Origin of the sequence: Streptomyces sp. NPDC087859 (assembly GCF_044742595.1) — a bacterium.
Taxonomy (GTDB): Bacteria; Actinomycetota; Actinomycetes; order Streptomycetales; family Streptomycetaceae; genus Streptomyces; species Streptomyces canus_F.
In genome coordinates, this window is sequence record NZ_JBIUUU010000031.1 from 42,780 (window position 1) to 57,245 (window position 14,466).

20 protein-coding genes and 2 pseudogenes are annotated in these 14,466 nt (G+C 69.2%); 12 read left to right on the forward strand and 10 right to left on the reverse strand.

Features of this window, described 5'->3' with window-relative positions; all coding sequences use genetic code 11:
• Positions 1-188 precede the first annotated feature (188 nt).
• Positions 189-1,016, reverse strand: a complete 828-nt coding sequence (locus tag ACIOHP_RS46665) for an SDR family oxidoreductase (RefSeq protein ID WP_401897447.1) — start codon at positions 1,014-1,016, stop codon at positions 189-191.
• Between the two features lie 63 nt (positions 1,017-1,079).
• Between ACIOHP_RS46665 and ACIOHP_RS46670 the strand changes: the two genes are divergently transcribed.
• The 3 genes from ACIOHP_RS46670 (at position 1,080) to ACIOHP_RS46680 (ending at position 4,006) form a co-directional block, all read left to right on the forward strand.
• Positions 1,080-2,312, forward strand: coding sequence for an acyl-CoA dehydrogenase family protein (locus tag ACIOHP_RS46670; protein ID WP_401897448.1), 1,233 nt, complete (start codon positions 1,080-1,082; stop codon positions 2,310-2,312).
• Between the two features lie 133 nt (positions 2,313-2,445).
• Complete coding sequence (locus ACIOHP_RS46675) at positions 2,446-2,940, forward strand: MarR family winged helix-turn-helix transcriptional regulator (protein WP_401897450.1); 495 nt, start codon at positions 2,446-2,448, stop codon at positions 2,938-2,940.
• A gap of 535 nt (positions 2,941-3,475) precedes the next feature.
• A complete protein-coding gene (locus ACIOHP_RS46680) occupies positions 3,476-4,006 on the forward strand; it encodes a winged helix-turn-helix domain-containing protein (protein ID WP_401897551.1) in 531 nt (176 codons plus the stop codon).
• A 208-nt stretch (positions 4,007-4,214) separates the two neighbouring features.
• Here ACIOHP_RS46680 and ACIOHP_RS46685 read toward each other — a convergent pair whose 3' ends face one another.
• Complete coding sequence (locus ACIOHP_RS46685; protein WP_401897452.1) at positions 4,215-4,457, reverse strand: hypothetical protein; 243 nt, start codon at positions 4,455-4,457, stop codon at positions 4,215-4,217.
• A 134-nt stretch (positions 4,458-4,591) separates the two neighbouring features.
• Here ACIOHP_RS46685 and ACIOHP_RS46690 point away from each other — a divergent pair, with 134 nt between their 5' ends.
• Positions 4,592-5,251 carry a DUF1326 domain-containing protein gene (locus ACIOHP_RS46690; protein WP_401897455.1) on the forward strand — a complete coding sequence of 220 codons (660 nt, stop codon included), beginning with the start codon at positions 4,592-4,594 and terminating at the stop codon, positions 5,249-5,251.
• Between the two features lie 95 nt (positions 5,252-5,346).
• On the opposite strand, the gene ACIOHP_RS46695 is transcribed toward ACIOHP_RS46690, so the two are convergent.
• On the reverse strand, positions 5,347-5,955 hold the full coding sequence (locus tag ACIOHP_RS46695) for a permease (RefSeq protein ID WP_401897456.1): 609 nt from the start codon (positions 5,953-5,955) through the stop codon (positions 5,347-5,349).
• A gap of 63 nt (positions 5,956-6,018) precedes the next feature.
• Here ACIOHP_RS46695 and ACIOHP_RS46700 point away from each other — a divergent pair.
• The 3 genes and pseudogenes from ACIOHP_RS46700 to nrtS form a co-directional block, all read left to right on the forward strand.
• A pseudogene (locus tag ACIOHP_RS46700) lies at positions 6,019-6,291 on the forward strand (hypothetical protein); the annotation flags it as partial.
• A 128-nt stretch (positions 6,292-6,419) separates the two neighbouring features.
• Positions 6,420-6,569: a hypothetical protein gene (locus tag ACIOHP_RS46705; protein ID WP_401897556.1), complete on the forward strand. Its 150-nt coding sequence runs from the start codon at positions 6,420-6,422 to the stop codon at positions 6,567-6,569.
• Between the two features lie 78 nt (positions 6,570-6,647).
• Complete coding sequence (gene nrtS / locus ACIOHP_RS46710) at positions 6,648-6,845, forward strand: nitrate/nitrite transporter NrtS (protein ID WP_401897459.1); 198 nt, start codon at positions 6,648-6,650, stop codon at positions 6,843-6,845.
• Between the two features lies 1 nt (position 6,846).
• On the opposite strand, the gene ACIOHP_RS46715 is transcribed toward nrtS, so the two are convergent.
• Positions 6,847-7,683: a DUF2182 domain-containing protein gene (locus tag ACIOHP_RS46715; protein ID WP_401897460.1), complete on the reverse strand. Its 837-nt coding sequence runs from the start codon at positions 7,681-7,683 to the stop codon at positions 6,847-6,849.
• Positions 7,684-7,757: 74 nt separating this feature from the next.
• On the opposite strand from ACIOHP_RS46715, the gene ACIOHP_RS46720 reads away from it, so the two are divergent.
• Together ACIOHP_RS46720 and ACIOHP_RS46725 are read left to right on the forward strand one after the other, a co-directional pair.
• Positions 7,758-7,892, forward strand: coding sequence for a hypothetical protein (locus ACIOHP_RS46720; RefSeq protein ID WP_401897462.1), 135 nt, complete (start codon positions 7,758-7,760; stop codon positions 7,890-7,892).
• 732 nt (positions 7,893-8,624) lie between these two features.
• Positions 8,625-8,756, forward strand: coding sequence for a hypothetical protein (locus ACIOHP_RS46725; RefSeq protein WP_401897465.1), 132 nt, complete (start codon positions 8,625-8,627; stop codon positions 8,754-8,756).
• A gap of 77 nt (positions 8,757-8,833) precedes the next feature.
• On the opposite strand, the gene ACIOHP_RS46730 is transcribed toward ACIOHP_RS46725, so the two are convergent.
• Positions 8,834-9,454 (reverse strand): TetR/AcrR family transcriptional regulator, encoded by a 621-nt coding sequence (locus tag ACIOHP_RS46730; RefSeq protein ID WP_401897468.1) that lies wholly within the window; start codon positions 9,452-9,454, stop codon positions 8,834-8,836.
• Between the two features lie 104 nt (positions 9,455-9,558).
• On the opposite strand from ACIOHP_RS46730, the gene ACIOHP_RS46735 reads away from it, so the two are divergent.
• The 3 genes from ACIOHP_RS46735 (at position 9,559) to ACIOHP_RS46745 (ending at position 12,080) form a co-directional block, all read left to right on the forward strand.
• Positions 9,559-10,971, forward strand: a complete 1,413-nt coding sequence (locus tag ACIOHP_RS46735) for an MFS transporter (protein ID WP_401897471.1) — start codon at positions 9,559-9,561, stop codon at positions 10,969-10,971.
• Between the two features lie 98 nt (positions 10,972-11,069).
• The gene (locus ACIOHP_RS46740) at positions 11,070-11,597 is read left to right on the forward strand and encodes an aspartate carbamoyltransferase (RefSeq protein WP_401897473.1); all 528 of its coding nucleotides are present in this window, start codon (positions 11,070-11,072) and stop codon (positions 11,595-11,597) included.
• Between the two features lie 54 nt (positions 11,598-11,651).
• Positions 11,652-12,080 (forward strand): GNAT family N-acetyltransferase, encoded by a 429-nt coding sequence (locus ACIOHP_RS46745; RefSeq protein WP_401897475.1) that lies wholly within the window; start codon positions 11,652-11,654, stop codon positions 12,078-12,080.
• 10 nt (positions 12,081-12,090) lie between these two features.
• Here the strand turns inward: ACIOHP_RS46745 and ACIOHP_RS46750 are convergent, their stop codons facing one another.
• From ACIOHP_RS46750 to ACIOHP_RS46770, 5 genes and pseudogenes are all read right to left on the reverse strand, one after another.
• Positions 12,091-12,756, reverse strand: a complete 666-nt coding sequence (locus tag ACIOHP_RS46750) for a class I SAM-dependent methyltransferase (RefSeq protein WP_401897478.1) — start codon at positions 12,754-12,756, stop codon at positions 12,091-12,093.
• A gap of 31 nt (positions 12,757-12,787) precedes the next feature.
• Positions 12,788-12,952 (reverse strand): hypothetical protein, encoded by a 165-nt coding sequence (locus tag ACIOHP_RS46755; RefSeq protein ID WP_401897480.1) that lies wholly within the window; start codon positions 12,950-12,952, stop codon positions 12,788-12,790.
• Between the two features lie 35 nt (positions 12,953-12,987).
• Positions 12,988-13,341 carry a hypothetical protein gene (locus ACIOHP_RS46760; RefSeq protein WP_401897557.1) on the reverse strand — a complete coding sequence of 118 codons (354 nt, stop codon included), beginning with the start codon at positions 13,339-13,341 and terminating at the stop codon, positions 12,988-12,990.
• Between the two features lie 23 nt (positions 13,342-13,364).
• A pseudogene (locus ACIOHP_RS46765) lies at positions 13,365-13,561 on the reverse strand (transposase); the annotation flags it as partial.
• A gap of 212 nt (positions 13,562-13,773) precedes the next feature.
• Positions 13,774-14,409: a maleylpyruvate isomerase N-terminal domain-containing protein gene (locus ACIOHP_RS46770; RefSeq protein WP_401897483.1), complete on the reverse strand. Its 636-nt coding sequence runs from the start codon at positions 14,407-14,409 to the stop codon at positions 13,774-13,776.
• Positions 14,410-14,466 lie beyond the last annotated feature (57 nt).

Genomic DNA, 14,466 nt, shown 5'->3' on the forward strand with positions numbered 1-14,466 from the left:
CGAGCGGGGCCGCAGCCACAACGGCCTGCGGCCCCGCCATGCCGCCGCCTTCCGGCTGGTCCAGCCGGCGATAACCAGCGACAGACTTGAGCCCGCGATTTCAGGCGCAGCACACTGGCGCAGCGGCGGCACGGATCGTCACTGCGCGAGCGGGGCGAGGCCCGCCCACGCCTGGAAACCGAGCGGGATCAGGCCGGATCGACGAATATGTCGAGCGCGAGATCACCCTCGAAGCCGGCGGGGCTGTACCCGGAGAGGTCGGCGACGCCTTCGTCGAGCAGGACGTCGTCGTCGATGAACAGGTTGCCGGTGCACTTGCGCGCGTCACGCGTGAGGACGGCGTATGCGGCGTCAGCCATGATCCGCGGACTACGGGCCTGTCCGGCGCCGCCGACCACGTTGCGTACGGCGGCCGTGTCGATCAGCGTTCGCGGCCACAGCGAGTTGGCGGCGATGCCGTCGGCGGCGAGCTCCTCGGCGAGCCCGATGGTGCACAGACTCATCCCGTACTTCGACAGCGTGTAGCCGAGATGCTTGCCCACCCAGTGCGGCGCGAGGTTCAACGGCGGCGAGAGGGTGAGGATGTGCGGGTTGTCCGCTTCCCGCAGGTGCGGGATCGCGGCCTTGCTCAGCAGGAACGTGCCGCGCGTGTTGATGTCCTGCATCAGGTCGTACCGCTTCATCTCCAGCTGCTCCGTCGACGACAGGTCGATCGCGCTGGCGTTGTTCACCACGATGTCGATGCCGCCGAAGGCAGTGACCGCGGCGTTGACGGCGGTGCGTACGTCGTCCTCGTTGCGGACGTCACCGACGACGGCCAGCCCCTTGCCGCCCGCGCGCTCGATCTCCTCGACCGCGGTGTGAACCGTGCCTTCGAGCTTCGGGTGCGGTACGGCGGTCTTGGCGAGCATCACCACGTTCGCACCGTCGCGGGCCGCGCGCAGGGCGATGGCGAGTCCGATGCCGCGGCTGCCTCCCGACATCAGGACGGTCTTGCCGGCCAGCGTCCGTGTCATGGTCGAACCTCCAAAATCGATTGATGAACTAATCATACGCGGTACGAATGATATGGTCCGCTCATGACTTCCACTTCCTCTCCCGCACGTCAGAGCGACCGGCTCTACCACGAGCTCCTCGCCCCCAAAGAGACCCAGTCCGTACGCGCCGCCGTGCGCCGGATCGCGGAGCAAGAAGTGGCTCCGCACGCCGCGGTGATCGCGAACGGCGACGAGCGCACCGACGGCTTCCCCCGGCAGGTGTTCGACGCGCTCGCATCGGCGGGGGTCTTCCGGATCCCCTTCCCCGGCGAGGTCGGCGGCGACGGTCTGACCCACCCGGCGACCGCCACCGCCGCGGCGATCGAGGAACTGGCCTACTACTCCAGCAGCGTCGCGGCCGTCTTCGACGTGCACTGCATCCTGGCGGGCAACGCCCTGCGGCAGGGCACCGAGAAGCAGCAGCAGCGCTGGCTGCCCAAGGTCGCGGAGGGCTTGGTGGTCGGCGCGTTCGCCACCACCGAGCCGGACGCCTCCAGCGACCTGTCTCCGCAGGCCGTCCAAACCGAGGCCGTACGCACCGAGACCGGCTGGGTACTGAACGGCCACAAGCGGTGGATCTCCAACTCGCCCGTGGCCGCGTTCGTGGTGGTTCTCGCCCGCACCGGCGAGCGGCTGAGCATGTTCATCGTCGACACAGCACTTCCGGGCGTGGAGGTCGGCCTCGCCGACCGCAAGATGGGCAACCGCGGCCAGCTCACCGCGGACATCCGCTTCACGGACGTACACCTGTCCGACGACGACCTTCTCGGCGGCACCGAGGGACACGGACTGCGCCACGCACTGACCACCCTCACCTACGGCCGGATCGGCATCGCCGCCGCCGGGGTCGGCATGGCACAGGCCGCCTTCGACCACACCGTGGCCCACCTGTCGACGCGCCACGCCTTCGGCAAGCCGGTGGCCGCCAACCAGCACTGGCAGTTCCTGCTCGCCGAGCGGGCCACCGAGATCGACAACGCCCGCACCCTCGTCACCAAGGCCGCCCTGCGCCTGGACGCCGGCAACCCGTCCCCGGAACCCGAGGCCGCGATGGCGAAGTACTACGCCACCAAGCTGTCGGTGGACATGGCACGCGACGCCGTCCAGGCATTCGGAGGCCTCGGCTTCGCCCGCGAACTGGGCGCCGACGGAAGCCCCGGCCCCGTCGAGGCGATCTACCGGGACAGCAAGATCGGCGAGATCTACGAGGGCACCAACGAGATCCAGAAGTGGGTCATCGCCCGGCAGATCTTCGGCCGGACCATCACCGGCTGACGACCCCGCGCATCCCCCGCCCCGCGTGCCCCGATTCCGCGCGCCGAGATCGCTGCCCCGGTCCGGCCACCTCAGACCTTCTCGTACGATGGACCCAGACGATACGCAGGGCTAACCATAGGCGGGATAAACGATGTCCGAGGCTCCGCTGGTACCGGGGACAGTGGCTGAACACACCATCTGCCTGTTGGTCAAACTCGGGCAGGTGGCATTCAGGATCGCCGAGGACGGCCTCAGCGGTGCCGGCCTGCGCGTGCGCCACTACAGCGTCTTGCAGGCCCTGGCCGACAACGGGGCCATGCCGCAGCTGGCGCTCGGCTCGTTCCTGCGCATCGACCCGGCGACGATGGTGACGAGTCTCGACGACCTTGAGCGGGCCGGATACGCCGAGCGGACACGCGATCCGCAGGACCGCCGCCGCTACGCCGTCGACATCACCGACGAAGGGCGCAAGGTCCTGGCCGACCTCAATCGCACACTCGTCGGCCTCGACACCGAAATCCTCCCCGACCTCGGCATCACTGAACGGCACTCGCTGCACGCCCTGCTGAGCAGCCTCGCCGAGAGTCCCGCTCTCACCGCAATGTTCGACGCCATCCGCGAGCAGAGCGGCGCGAAGAAGGCTTAACAACAGCAGGAAATCTCCACAGCCCAGGCGGATACACCCCGGCTGTGACCGCCGGGCGGCACACGCAGTCAGCCGCCCCCGCCCACCGAACAGGCACGCTCGCCGACGTTGCCTACACAGCGTTCAAGTCGCTTATCCCAATAGGCGGTTGGGACCGTCACGGACTCCGGACGGCCAAGCCATCTCAACCATCCAGCGGCGACAAACTTCCTGCCATACCCGGAGCCCTCGGGTACACGATCCCAAGAATGACCGGCGTAACCCATACCTTCCTTGTAGAGCCCGGTTCGGGCTCGTGGCCTCCGGGGTCGGTATGACTCGTTAGCCCTTGTTGTTGATGATCCGGGGAGTGCTGTCGCCGGTCCTGGCGGCACCGGATGGTCGCTGATGGAAGCGTGCCCGCCGACAGGCAGGGCTGCGTAATGTGGCTGCCGATCTCTGGTGCCCGAGCGGGCCACCGACGGTGACTCCGGGTAGGAAAAGCCCGGTGCCCAGCAACGACTTCACATCGATCGACGCATTCTGCGCCCTGAACGTGGGCAAGTCCGCCCACCACGGCACGGCTTTGCTGGCCCATGGCCGTACGGTCTTCGACAAGCCGCTGCCCAACGGCGAGCCACAGCTGCGGGAGCTGTTCGCCCGCCGTCCAGTAACAGCAGCTCGAGCACAGCGAAGTCACTGTGGCAGATCCTCGGCCGCTTGCCCGACCCTGAAGGACGCAGGGCCTGTCGCCCTCCCTCGCGGCCTGACCCTGCGCGGTGAGTCCACCGCCTTGCGCGTATCTCATGGCCACGGCGTACCGCAGGGATCTAGCAATGGCTTCAGCCCGCAGGTTCCGGCGCGGCGGGTGGCCGAACGCGACGAGCAGGCCGTGAAGGTGTGGAAGGAGGCGACCTGGGCCGAGGTAAAAGAGCCAGGGCGGCATGCGGAGGCTACATCTGCTTCGAGGACGAGGCAGGCTTCACCCGACGGCCGCCCAAAGGACGCACGTGGGGACGACGCGGCCGCACACCGGTCGTCACGGTCAGTGGGCGGCGCTCGGGACGCATGTCAGTCGCAGGACTGATCGCCATGCGGCCCGGCTCCCGCACCCGACTCTGCCGCTGCCTGCGCACCCACCCCGCCGGCAAGGGCAAGCGACGCAGCCTGGGCGAACGCGACTTCATCGCCCTGATCGACGGCGCCCACCAGCCGCTCAAGCCCCGATCGTGCTGGTGTGGGACCGGCTGGACACTCGCCGGACCTGAACCCTGTCGAGGGCGTGTGGGCCCACGTCAAACGCAGCCTGGCCAACCTCGTGGTCGTCGCACTCGACCGACTCGAAGTCCTCGTTCGCAACGCGCCATGAGGCTAGTGGCGGCGTCCTGGACGGTGAGCTGGCCGTTGATGAGGTCGCCAACGACGTCCGTGATGGGTATCTCCACGTCGTGGCAGCGGGCCAGCCCGAGGATCGCCTGGCTGGACTTGACTCGCTCAGCGGTCTGGCCGGTGGCGGTGGTGGCTTCGGTGACGGTCATGCCGGGGTTCCCTCTACCGGGACGTGCGGTGCAAGCTGGAATAGAGGCCGCCTCGCCATCTCGGGTGTGGGCTCGGGACACGCGGTCTCGCCACTCCGAGTGAGCTCCCTCGGGCTCGGCAGGAGGAAAGCGAGATGACAGAGCAGGTCACCACCACCGGTACGCGCTGGCACCTGGCCGGTGATTGGTTCGATGTGTGCAAGTGCGCCATACCGTGCCCCTGCACGTTTGCGCAGCCCCCGACCTACGGCGACTGCGAAGGCGTGCTGGTCTGGCACATCCGGGAAGGCAGCTTCGGCGACGTGCGGCTCGACGGTCTCAACGTCCTGATGCTCGGCGCCTTCGTGGGCAACGTCTGGGCCGGCGCGCACACCGACGCGTACGCCGCGGTCTTCCTCGACGAGCGCGCCGACGAGCAGCAGCGCGGTGCACTCGGGGCCATCTTCGGCGGTGAGGCGGGCGGATGGCCTGCGCAGTTCGGGGCCATGTTCCACCCCGAGATGCGCGGCATGGACTTCGCTCCCATCCACGTCGAGATCGACGAGGACCTCGCCAGCTGGCGAGCCGAGATCCCCGGCAAGGTCACGGCCACCGCCGAGGCACTCACCGGCCCGACGGCGCCGGACGGCGCACGCGTCCAGGTCCACAACGCCCCGGGCGCCGAGGTCGGACCGGGCCAGGTCGCCACCTGGGGACGGGCCACCGTCGACCGCGCCGACGCATTCGGCTTCTCCTGGGAACGCTCGGGGAAGTCGAGCAAACACTTCCCGTTCGACTGGAGCGGTCCTGACTGACGGGCTGGGCGGCCCGCAGGAGCCCTGCCCGGCGGCGCACCCCGGCACGACCAAGGCTCCACCCCGGGCCTCTTCCCGTGCAGGGGAAAGGGGGCTCAGTGGCTGTGTCCATGGCGGGTAGGAGCGTGCCCGTGCCCCTGTTCGCCGGGTTCGGGTGAGCCACCCATCATCCGCAGCACGGCCTCGCCGCCGGTGCGCCAGAACCGTGCGAGCAGATTCGCGGCCGGCAGCAGGAAGACGATGTTGAGCCAGGTCGTGTAGTTCCAGGTGATCCCCTCCTCGGGGATCGTGGCATCGGGCTGGTCGGGGATCAGTCCCGTGCCGCCGAAGGTGAAGTCCATGACGTATCCGGCAACGGCCATCGCGGCGAAGAAGGTGACCAGCAAGAAGACGGCCATGCGGGCGCCGTAGTACTTCCGGTAGATGTTCAGGATCAGCAGGTCCGCGAAGATGAAGGCGATCACGCCGCCGAAGCTGATGCCACCCTTCCACAGCACCACGGCCAGCGGCACGTTGCTGATCGAGCAGACAAACGTCGCGACCGCCACCAGCGGGCCGATCAGCTTGGCGGCGAGCGGATGTTCCTCCAGGAAGAACGCGCGCCAGAAGTCATCCGGCACCCAGGCCTCGATCGCCCCCGCGATCAGCAGTCCCGCCGCCAGGTCGCGCACCATCGCGGCCCACTCCATGACGAAGACGTGCACGCGGAGGTGAAACCGTCACGGAAGAACAGGCGGCGAGCGAAGCCGCCCTTGGCCTGCACCGACATGTCCTTGGCGGTATGGACCTCCATCGATCCCGCGATCCCGTGCTCGGCCTTTTCGTGCCCGGTTCAGCAGCCGCTCGCACAGGAAGAGGCGGAAGACCACAGCGAGTACGTCAACGCCATCGCCACCGTGAAGTTCGCGCCCTTGCGGAACAACGCACGGGCCAGGGCCACAGCCGCGCACGAGCAGGACGACGAGGCCCTGGAGCGCATCCTGTCCGGCCGGGAAGGCGGACCGTTCGGCCGGCTGTCGCAGTTCTACGGCGAGTACCTGGGCATGGAGCGGGTGAGGGTGTCCCTCACGGATGGGGACAGGCCCGGCCTCACCGTCGAGGCAGGAGGGAACTCTCCTACCAACCGCTCACCGGAGCCGACGGCGGCTCGACAAAGATCAAGAACGCCGTGTCCGGGTTCGCAGCCGAATTCGAAGTCGGCACCACCACTGGTCGTTCCAACGCCTTCGGGCCGAGCTACGAGGCGTCGTACGGCGAGAGCGCCTGCTACGTCTTCAGCAGCGAGGAGACCGAAGAGGCCGGCCACGGCCGGGTCTGAGCGAGTACGCACGTCAGCGCAGGCGAGGCACCGCGACTCCTGGCGACGGTGTTCTCGGCGGCCTCGTTGTCGAGGTGTGTGCCGGTCGCCCTCCTTGTGGGCACCCTGCTCTCACTGGTCAACCAGGGCTCGGTAATCGCGTCCGGCGACGCCACGGCCGCAACCTGGTTGCGGGTGCTGTTCAACTACCTGGTGCCGTTCTGCGTGTCCAGCGCGGGCTTCTTCGGCTGCCCGCGGGCCGCCTGGCGGACGGCACAGTCCTCGGGGGCCAGGTGAGTCACATGCCGTCCATCGAGGGCATCGTCCCCTGCAGCCCCGGCAGCAGCCAGTCCTGGAACGGCGCGAGCACGGCCAGCACGAGAAACACGACGCCCACGATCCGGCCGAGCAGCGGGCCACGGGACCACAGCTTCTCCACGAAGATCACCACGGCCAGTCCGGCCATCGCCGTCACGTTCATCACGCCGAGCGGGACCAGGACGACCATCAGTCCCGCGCAGCAGCCGACGCAGTAGGCGCCGTGATGGACGCCCACCCGAAGGTCGCGGGCCGGCTGCCGGAACCCGGCGTAGCGCACCAGGTGGCTCATGGGGTCGCGGCAGTGCCGCAGACAGACGTACTTGAGAGGGCCGAGCTGATACAGGCCCGCGAGCAGGAACGCCGCCGCGCCGATCCAGCGCCCGGCAGTCGGATGGTCGTCCACCAGGCCGCCGGTGAGGGCCAGGGACGCGTAGGCAAGCAGTCCGAAGGCGGTCCACACCAGCAGATACCCGCCGACGAACTCCACGGTGCGCCAGGTCCGCGTCCAGCCGGAGGACTGCCGTCCGATCCCGCGCACCCACGTGATGGCCACCGGCGCCATGGAGGGCAGCATCATCGCCGCCATCATCGTCACCCACAGCAGCAGGAACACCGGCAGCGCCATCCCCATCGTGCCGGGCTCGACCCCCATGTCCCGGGCCTGCCCGACCGTCAGCGCCCAAGCCGGCGCCGCGATCAGAACGACCAGGAACCAGGCGGCCGCGAGATCCCGAGCCGGCAGCAAGCCTCCGCCCGCTCCGGTCGGCGCGGGCGACCGGGCGGAAGCGAAGGCGGAAATCCGGCTGTGACGCATCGGCAAGTCCTCCTGCGGATGCTTCCAGGACAGCACGCATTCCACTGCGGTGCGACCTCGCACAGCACGGCGGTGTGCGCGCATGGACCACCGAGCCCGGGCGGCTGCCCGCGGGTCGCACGGCAATCGTGCCGCCCATGACGACCACCACCACGTTGAGCGACGCCGACGTCAACGCCCCTATCCAGGAACGGTACTTCGAGGACTAGATGCCCGGTTCGGTGTACGTCTACGGCAGCATCACGGTAAGCGAGCAGGACCTCCACTTACGTCAGCAAGGTCGCGAGCCTGGCCTCCGCCGGCGTCGACGAGCTGCGTTGGGCCCGGCCGGTCCGTCCAGGGGACAGTCTGTCATTCCGTACGGTGCAACAGGCCCGTGTCTCCCGCCCGAAGCCGGACCGCGGACTGGTCCACACCCGCATCGAGGTGCTCAACCAGCGAGACGACCCCGTACTCACGATGACCGCGATGAACATCCTGCCGCGGTGTACCCAGCAGCAGGGACGGAGACCACTGAGTCGGCAGGCCGGGCCCCGCTCCAGGTACTGCCTGCTGGAGATGGTCTCCAGGGAGGACAGGGCCAGCCCCCGGCCGGGCCCCAGGTCAAGGGTGAGCGCGGCGCACCCCACCAGTACATCGCTCCCAGCGGAAGACAGGCAAGTTGCCGAGGACCACGAAGAACGCGCGGCGGCCGAGAGCCGCTCGCGGTGCTCCAGCAGGTCCTGGTGTAGGGCGCTCAGGGCCCGGTCGCGCTCGCGATTCTGTTGGGCCGCTACGACGATTCAGGTGACCTGCGCCCGGTCGCCCGTACCAGTGCGCTGAACACTGCGGTCCGCCGCGAGCTGGGACACGGCTTGCGCCGTCAGGATCCGAGCACCCTTGGCACGAGCGGCAATTCAGCGCCAAACGGGGAGCCTGGTGGCGAGCTGGAGTTCCGCACGGTGAGACCGGAACTGGCGCCCGAGTTCGTCTCCGACACCGACGTCGACGTCGGCCGTTACTGCCACCCGGTCCGCTCCGTACGTCTGCGCGACGACCTCACCCCGCACCGGACGCTGCCCTTCACCGCCTGACGACGCCCGCCGTCGAGATCACCGCTTGGGCGGACTGACCGAGGGCTCCCCCGAGGTTCGCAGGTCTTCGCTTCGGGTTACGTGCGGGCCTCGCCGCCGGTCTCGGGTACCGGTGTGCCCGGGGGCGTGAAGGCGGCGAGGACCGTGGCCGTGATGTGGTCGGCGGCGCGGTCGGCGGTGAGACGGCCTGCGCGGATCTCCTCTGCCGCACTGTGCATGACCGTGTGCAGGACATTGACCATCCAGGCGATCGACAGGTCGGTACGGAAGGCTCCCTCGGCGCGGCCGCGGGCGACCAGCGCCTCGACCCGGGCGGCGGGCCCGGCATGGAGTTCGCGGATGCGTCCGGCGGAGAGTTCCCGCTGCGCGGCGGCGAGCAGCGCCCGCGCTTCGTCCACCAGGTGCCAGCCCGCCTCGATATACCGGGCCAGAGCGAGTAGCGGATCACCGGCCAGGTCAACCGTGTCCAGCACCTCATTGCCACGGTCGATGGCGCGGCTCATCGCCGCGTCGACGACCTCCGCCCGGGAGGCGAAGTGCGCATACAGCGTCACCCGGCCCACGCCCGCGGCCCGGGCGATCTCGCTCAGGCTCGCCTCGGGGTTGCGTCCGAGGCATTCGGCGGCGGCTTGCACGATCGCCTCGATGCTGCGCAGGGCGTCTGCGCGTTTGGTGGCTGTGGAGTTCTTGCTGCCCATACGCCCACGATACCCCAGTAAGTCGTACAGGTCTGTTTGGCTTATACCCCCCAGGCGTATAACGTGAACACACCTGTACGACTTAACGACGAGGAGTGAGCGTCATGAGCGACACGGAAACCACCACCACACGCGCACCGGATGCACCGCATCCGCTGCGCTGGACGGTCCTGGGGCTGCTGGGGCTGGCCCAGCTGATGCTGATCCTCGACATCACCGTGGTAGCGATCGCACTGCCTGACATGGGCGTGGAACTGGACCTGGACCGCGCGGCGCTGACCTGGGTGGTCAGCGGATACGCCCTCACGTTCGGGAGCCTGATGCTGCTCGGCGGGCGGGCCGCGGACCTGTTCGGTCCCAAGCGGGTCGTCCTGGCCGGACTCGCCGTGTTCACCGCCGCGTCACTGGCCGCCGGACTCGCCACCGGCGCCCCGCTGCTGCTCGCCGCGCGAATCGCCCAGGGGGCGGGTGCTGCGATGCTCTCGCCCGCCGCGCTGTCGGTGGTGGTGCGGCTGTTCGATGGCGACGAGCGCAACCGTGCGCTGGGCATCTGGTCGGCGCTCGGCGGCGGGGGCGCCGCGCTCGGCGTGCTGCTGGGCGGGCTGATCACGGCAGGTCCGGGCTGGGCCTGGGTCTTCTTCGTCAACGTCCCCGTCGGCCTGGTCGTCCTCGTCTCGCTCGCCCGGATCCTGCCGAGTCTGTCCCGAGCGGGCACCGGCTCCCTCGACATACCCGGCGCCGTCCTGGTCGCTGCCGCGACCGGCACCCTCATCTACGCCCTGATCCGTGCCGGCGACCACGGCTGGCTCGACATTGTCACCGTTGTCCTGGTCACCGCCGCGGCAGCCGCCTACGCGGTCTTCGCCCTCTGGCAACGACGGGCGGCGGCACCGCTGATGGACCTGCGTCTGCTCGGCCGACGCCCGGTGGTGGCGGGCACCTTCGTGATCGCTGTCACCACGGCGCTGATGGTGGGGGCCTTCTTCCTGGGCTCCTTCTACCTCCAGAACCACCAGGGCCACGGCGCCCTGATGACCGGCGTGCTGTTCCTGCCGGTGGCGCTGCTGACCATGGCCGCCGCCGCAGCCGCCGGCCGCGTGATCGGCCGTCTGGGAGCCCGGCTGCTGGCTGTGCTCGGCCTGGCCGCCGCAGCCGCCGGGTTCCTCGTTCCGGTGCTGTGGTCCGGAACCACGGCGATGGTCACCGGGGTGAGCATCGCCGCGGCGGGACTGGGCGCCTTGTTCGTCGTCGCCTCCGCCACCGCACTGACCACCGTGGCCCCCCACGAGGCCGGCGTGACGTCGGGCATCGTCAGCACCTTCCACGAGTTCGGCGCCGCGGCCGGCGCCGCGGCCGTCTCCAGCGCCGCCGCCACCAGCATCGCCGCCCACACCGGCACTCAGACGGCCTCCGGCTTCGACGACGCGTTCCTCGTCGCCACCGGCCTGGCCGCGGCCTCCGCCGTCGTCGCTGTGTGGCTGATCCCCGCCCGAGCACCAGTGAGCCCAAGCCGATGACCAGCCCGATGCGCCCTATCGGTCACCGCGCTACAGCGATCCCACCCACGACGGAGCCGGCGTACTGCACGCCCTCGACAGGCTCGCGGAGGCACTGGATGAATCACCGCAAGCGTCAGCTGCTGACAGCCGGCATCGCCGCGGCAGGTGTTGGCGCGGCACTGGGCATAGCCCTCGTGATCAGCGGCACCCAGCAAGAGCGGGAGAACGGGCAAACCCGCCGGCAGGAGACGGTGGCGGAACGCGGCCGGACCGTGATGCCCTTCGACCTCGAAGACACCACCCACTTCTTCACCCCCGCCGAGACGGGCGGGGTCCAGGATGTCGTCGCCGACCAGCCCGACGACGCCACACAGGTCGGCCTCATACGCACCCACCTCCAGCAGGAGGCCAGGGCGTTCGGCCAGGGAGACTTCGGCGACCCCGCCCAGATCCACGGCGACAGCATGCCGGGCCTTGCAAGACTGGAAGAGGGCTACCAACGCATCGAAGTCCGCTACCGGGAACGGCCCGACGGGGCCACCCTCACCTACACCACCGAAGAGCCCTCGCTGGTGGACGCCCTGCACGACTGGTTCGCAGCACAGCTCAGCGACCACGGCGACCACGCCCAAACCGGACACTGACCAACAAGACGAGCACTGCGGAAGGCCGCTGCCGCACACATCGCACGATCGGAAGTGGACACCTTGAACGACCCGTACGAGTTGAGCGAGGGCGTGCCCTCCGTGGCAGTCTTCCGCCGCCTGCGCACCGATGCCGGCCTCTCGGACAAGGCCCCAGAAGCGGTGGCCCTCGCCCTGCCCCACACCTGGCACGGGGTGGTCCTCCACCACGAGGGGAAGCCCATCGGCATGGGGCGGATCATTGGTGACGGCGGTACCGCGTTCCAGATCGTCGACGTGTGCGTACACCCCGCACATCAGGGTCGCGGCCTGGGCAGGCGCATCATGGCCGCGCTCACCAAGGAACTGGAGCGCCGGGCGCCCGCAACCGCCTACGTCTCACTGATCGCGGACGGCCCGGCACGCGTCCTCTACGAAAAGTTCGGCTTCGCCGACACCGCCACACACGACTCGATCGGCATGTACCGCGTGATGGGCGCCTGATCCCGCGCCTTCACCGGGGCAGAGTCTGGGTGACGCGCCACAGCCGGCGCGGCAGATCGCCCTCCTCGAAGGCGTGTACCTCGTTCAGGGTCCAGCCGCCGGCGAGAGCGTCGACCAGTGCCCGGTCGAAGAAGTGCACGGCGAAGCCGCCGTGCTCGTAGATGTGGTCACCGTGAGCAATACCGGTGCCGTAGTGAGCGTCGCCGGTGTTGCGGACGGTGTAGACGAAGGCGCCGCCGGGCCGCAGCACCCGGCCGACCTCGCCGACAAGAGCGTGGATCTGCTTCGTCGACAGGGCCATGCACAGCAGCATGTGCGCGAACACCGCGTCCACCGAGGCGTCGGGCAGCGGCAACGGGTCGCGCACATCGTGCACGATGGCGGTCACACGATCGGCCACCTGCTGCTGCCGGGCGGCGGCCCGCAGCTGCTCGAGGCCGGTGGTGGAGAAGTCGGTGGCCCGGACGCCGAAGCCCTCGCGGGCGAAGTACACAGCGTCGCGGCCATGGCCTGCGCCGAGCTCGACAACGTCACGGGCCCCGGCCGCACGGAAGACGCCGACGGCGTGCACGGCTGCAGCCGAGGGCCCCTCCCCGTACATGCCCGGGTGCGCGGTGTACGTCTCCTGCCAGTGCATCTGCTGCGCGCCGACCAGGTCCTGCCTGTCGCCCGTCATGAACGCCACCATAGTCCACCACCTCGTGAATTCAGGATGCACTGTACTGCCATGGTGTGATCGAGACCTTGGCGTGGGAATCAGCGTGGAAGAAGGCCAGTTGGGCGTTGCGGCCTTGGAAGACGGGTCGCTTGCGCAGGCGCTCCGTGGACTGGACGAGCAGGGGTTCGCCGGTGCCGGACAAGGTCGGCTGCATGTTGGTGGTGGTCGTTCCAGCCAGGATTCGCTGTGTCAGTTCGTGTTGCCGATGACACTGCGGGCTGCGACGCGGAAGTTCTTGACTGCTTGGTAGAGGATTCGCTCTCGTTCGGCAGCAAGGGCAGTGTCCTCGGCTTTGCCGGTTCTGTCTCCCGCGTGAGCGTTCTCGGTCATCCGCCGCATGATGTGGGAGAGATCGCTGGAGGCGTGGGTGACTCGCGAGGCGACTTCCGCGAGGGAAGCCGGCCCTTCGAGGACGACGACTTCGGTAGCGCGGTGGACCTCGCGAGCCAAGGCGATGAAGCGTGCGCCGTGGTTTGATGCCGACTTTGTGGTGGGCGGCTCGGCTGTACGCCTCGCGGGGGGCGAGAATTCTGCCCAGGCCATGACGGGTGGTTTGGCGGCGGTTCTTCGACCCCGGGGCCGACCTGGTCCGGGCCGGGACGGTTTCGGTGCACCGGCTGGCGGCCCGGTCTTCGCGTGCAGGTTTCCCAAGCCTCTGCGGACGCGGGCGGGTGTCAGTCTGTTCGGCTCCGCCGGCCTTTCCCAAGGCCGGCCGCAGGTCGGTGGCCAGCGGGCGGGCGAACCGGAGCTGGGCATAGGCGGCGCCGCGGCCTCGCAGCCCCGCAGCACCCCGCTGTCGACACCCCGGCCGCGCACGGCAGGATCCCCCCTGCACGAGCAGCTCGCTGCGGCCGTGGCGCCCCGAGGGCTTCGACGACACGTGCGTGACCTGCGACGGCGCCATCATCCAGACCGGCACCGAGTCCTACCGCCTCGCCCGCTCCAAAGCCCAGATCGAACGGGCCGACGCAGCGTTCAGAACACGTTGATCGCAGCTGGTGCCCGCTCCGCGCGGGTCAGGGCACGCAGCAGTGACGCTTGGCCGTGGCGCCGGACGGCAAGCCCGGTCAGCAGCGCCACCACAGGATCGAGGGCGGCGCCAGGAAGTTCCGGCGTGCTGAGGCCCACGCTGACCGCCAGGTCGTCCATATGTACAGCGAGCTCGACCATCCGGGTCACGAGGAAATCGTCCAGGGTCAGTGCCCACCCTGTTTGCGGCATGAACACCACCCCGTCGCCGCGCACCTCCTCAAGGCCGGTTCGCTGCCGGTCGAGCGCGGCATGGACGCGCTCGACCAGACCCCGCACCCCTTCGAAGGAGATGCCTTCGCCCTTCGCTCGGATTCCAGAGCTGATCTCGCCGTCGAGCGGCGCGTCGATCCACACCGCCCGCGCATAGTGCTCCAGCACGGGGATGGGTTCCTGCTCAGAGACGGGCCCCTCCAGCGCCGGATCCACGCTGAAAATCTGATACGCGAGGTGGCCGGCCAGACCGCTGACCGTCCACTGGGCCAACGCGCTGGGTTTCTCCCACGAAGCGGCCACTTCCGGTGCGTCCAGCAACGCTACGGCCTGCGCGGCGATCTCCACGTAGGCGTTCTTCAGACTCACAAGCCCCCCATGATCCGTCGGGCTCCCAACACTAGTCAGCTCCGCATCGGGGGCGGG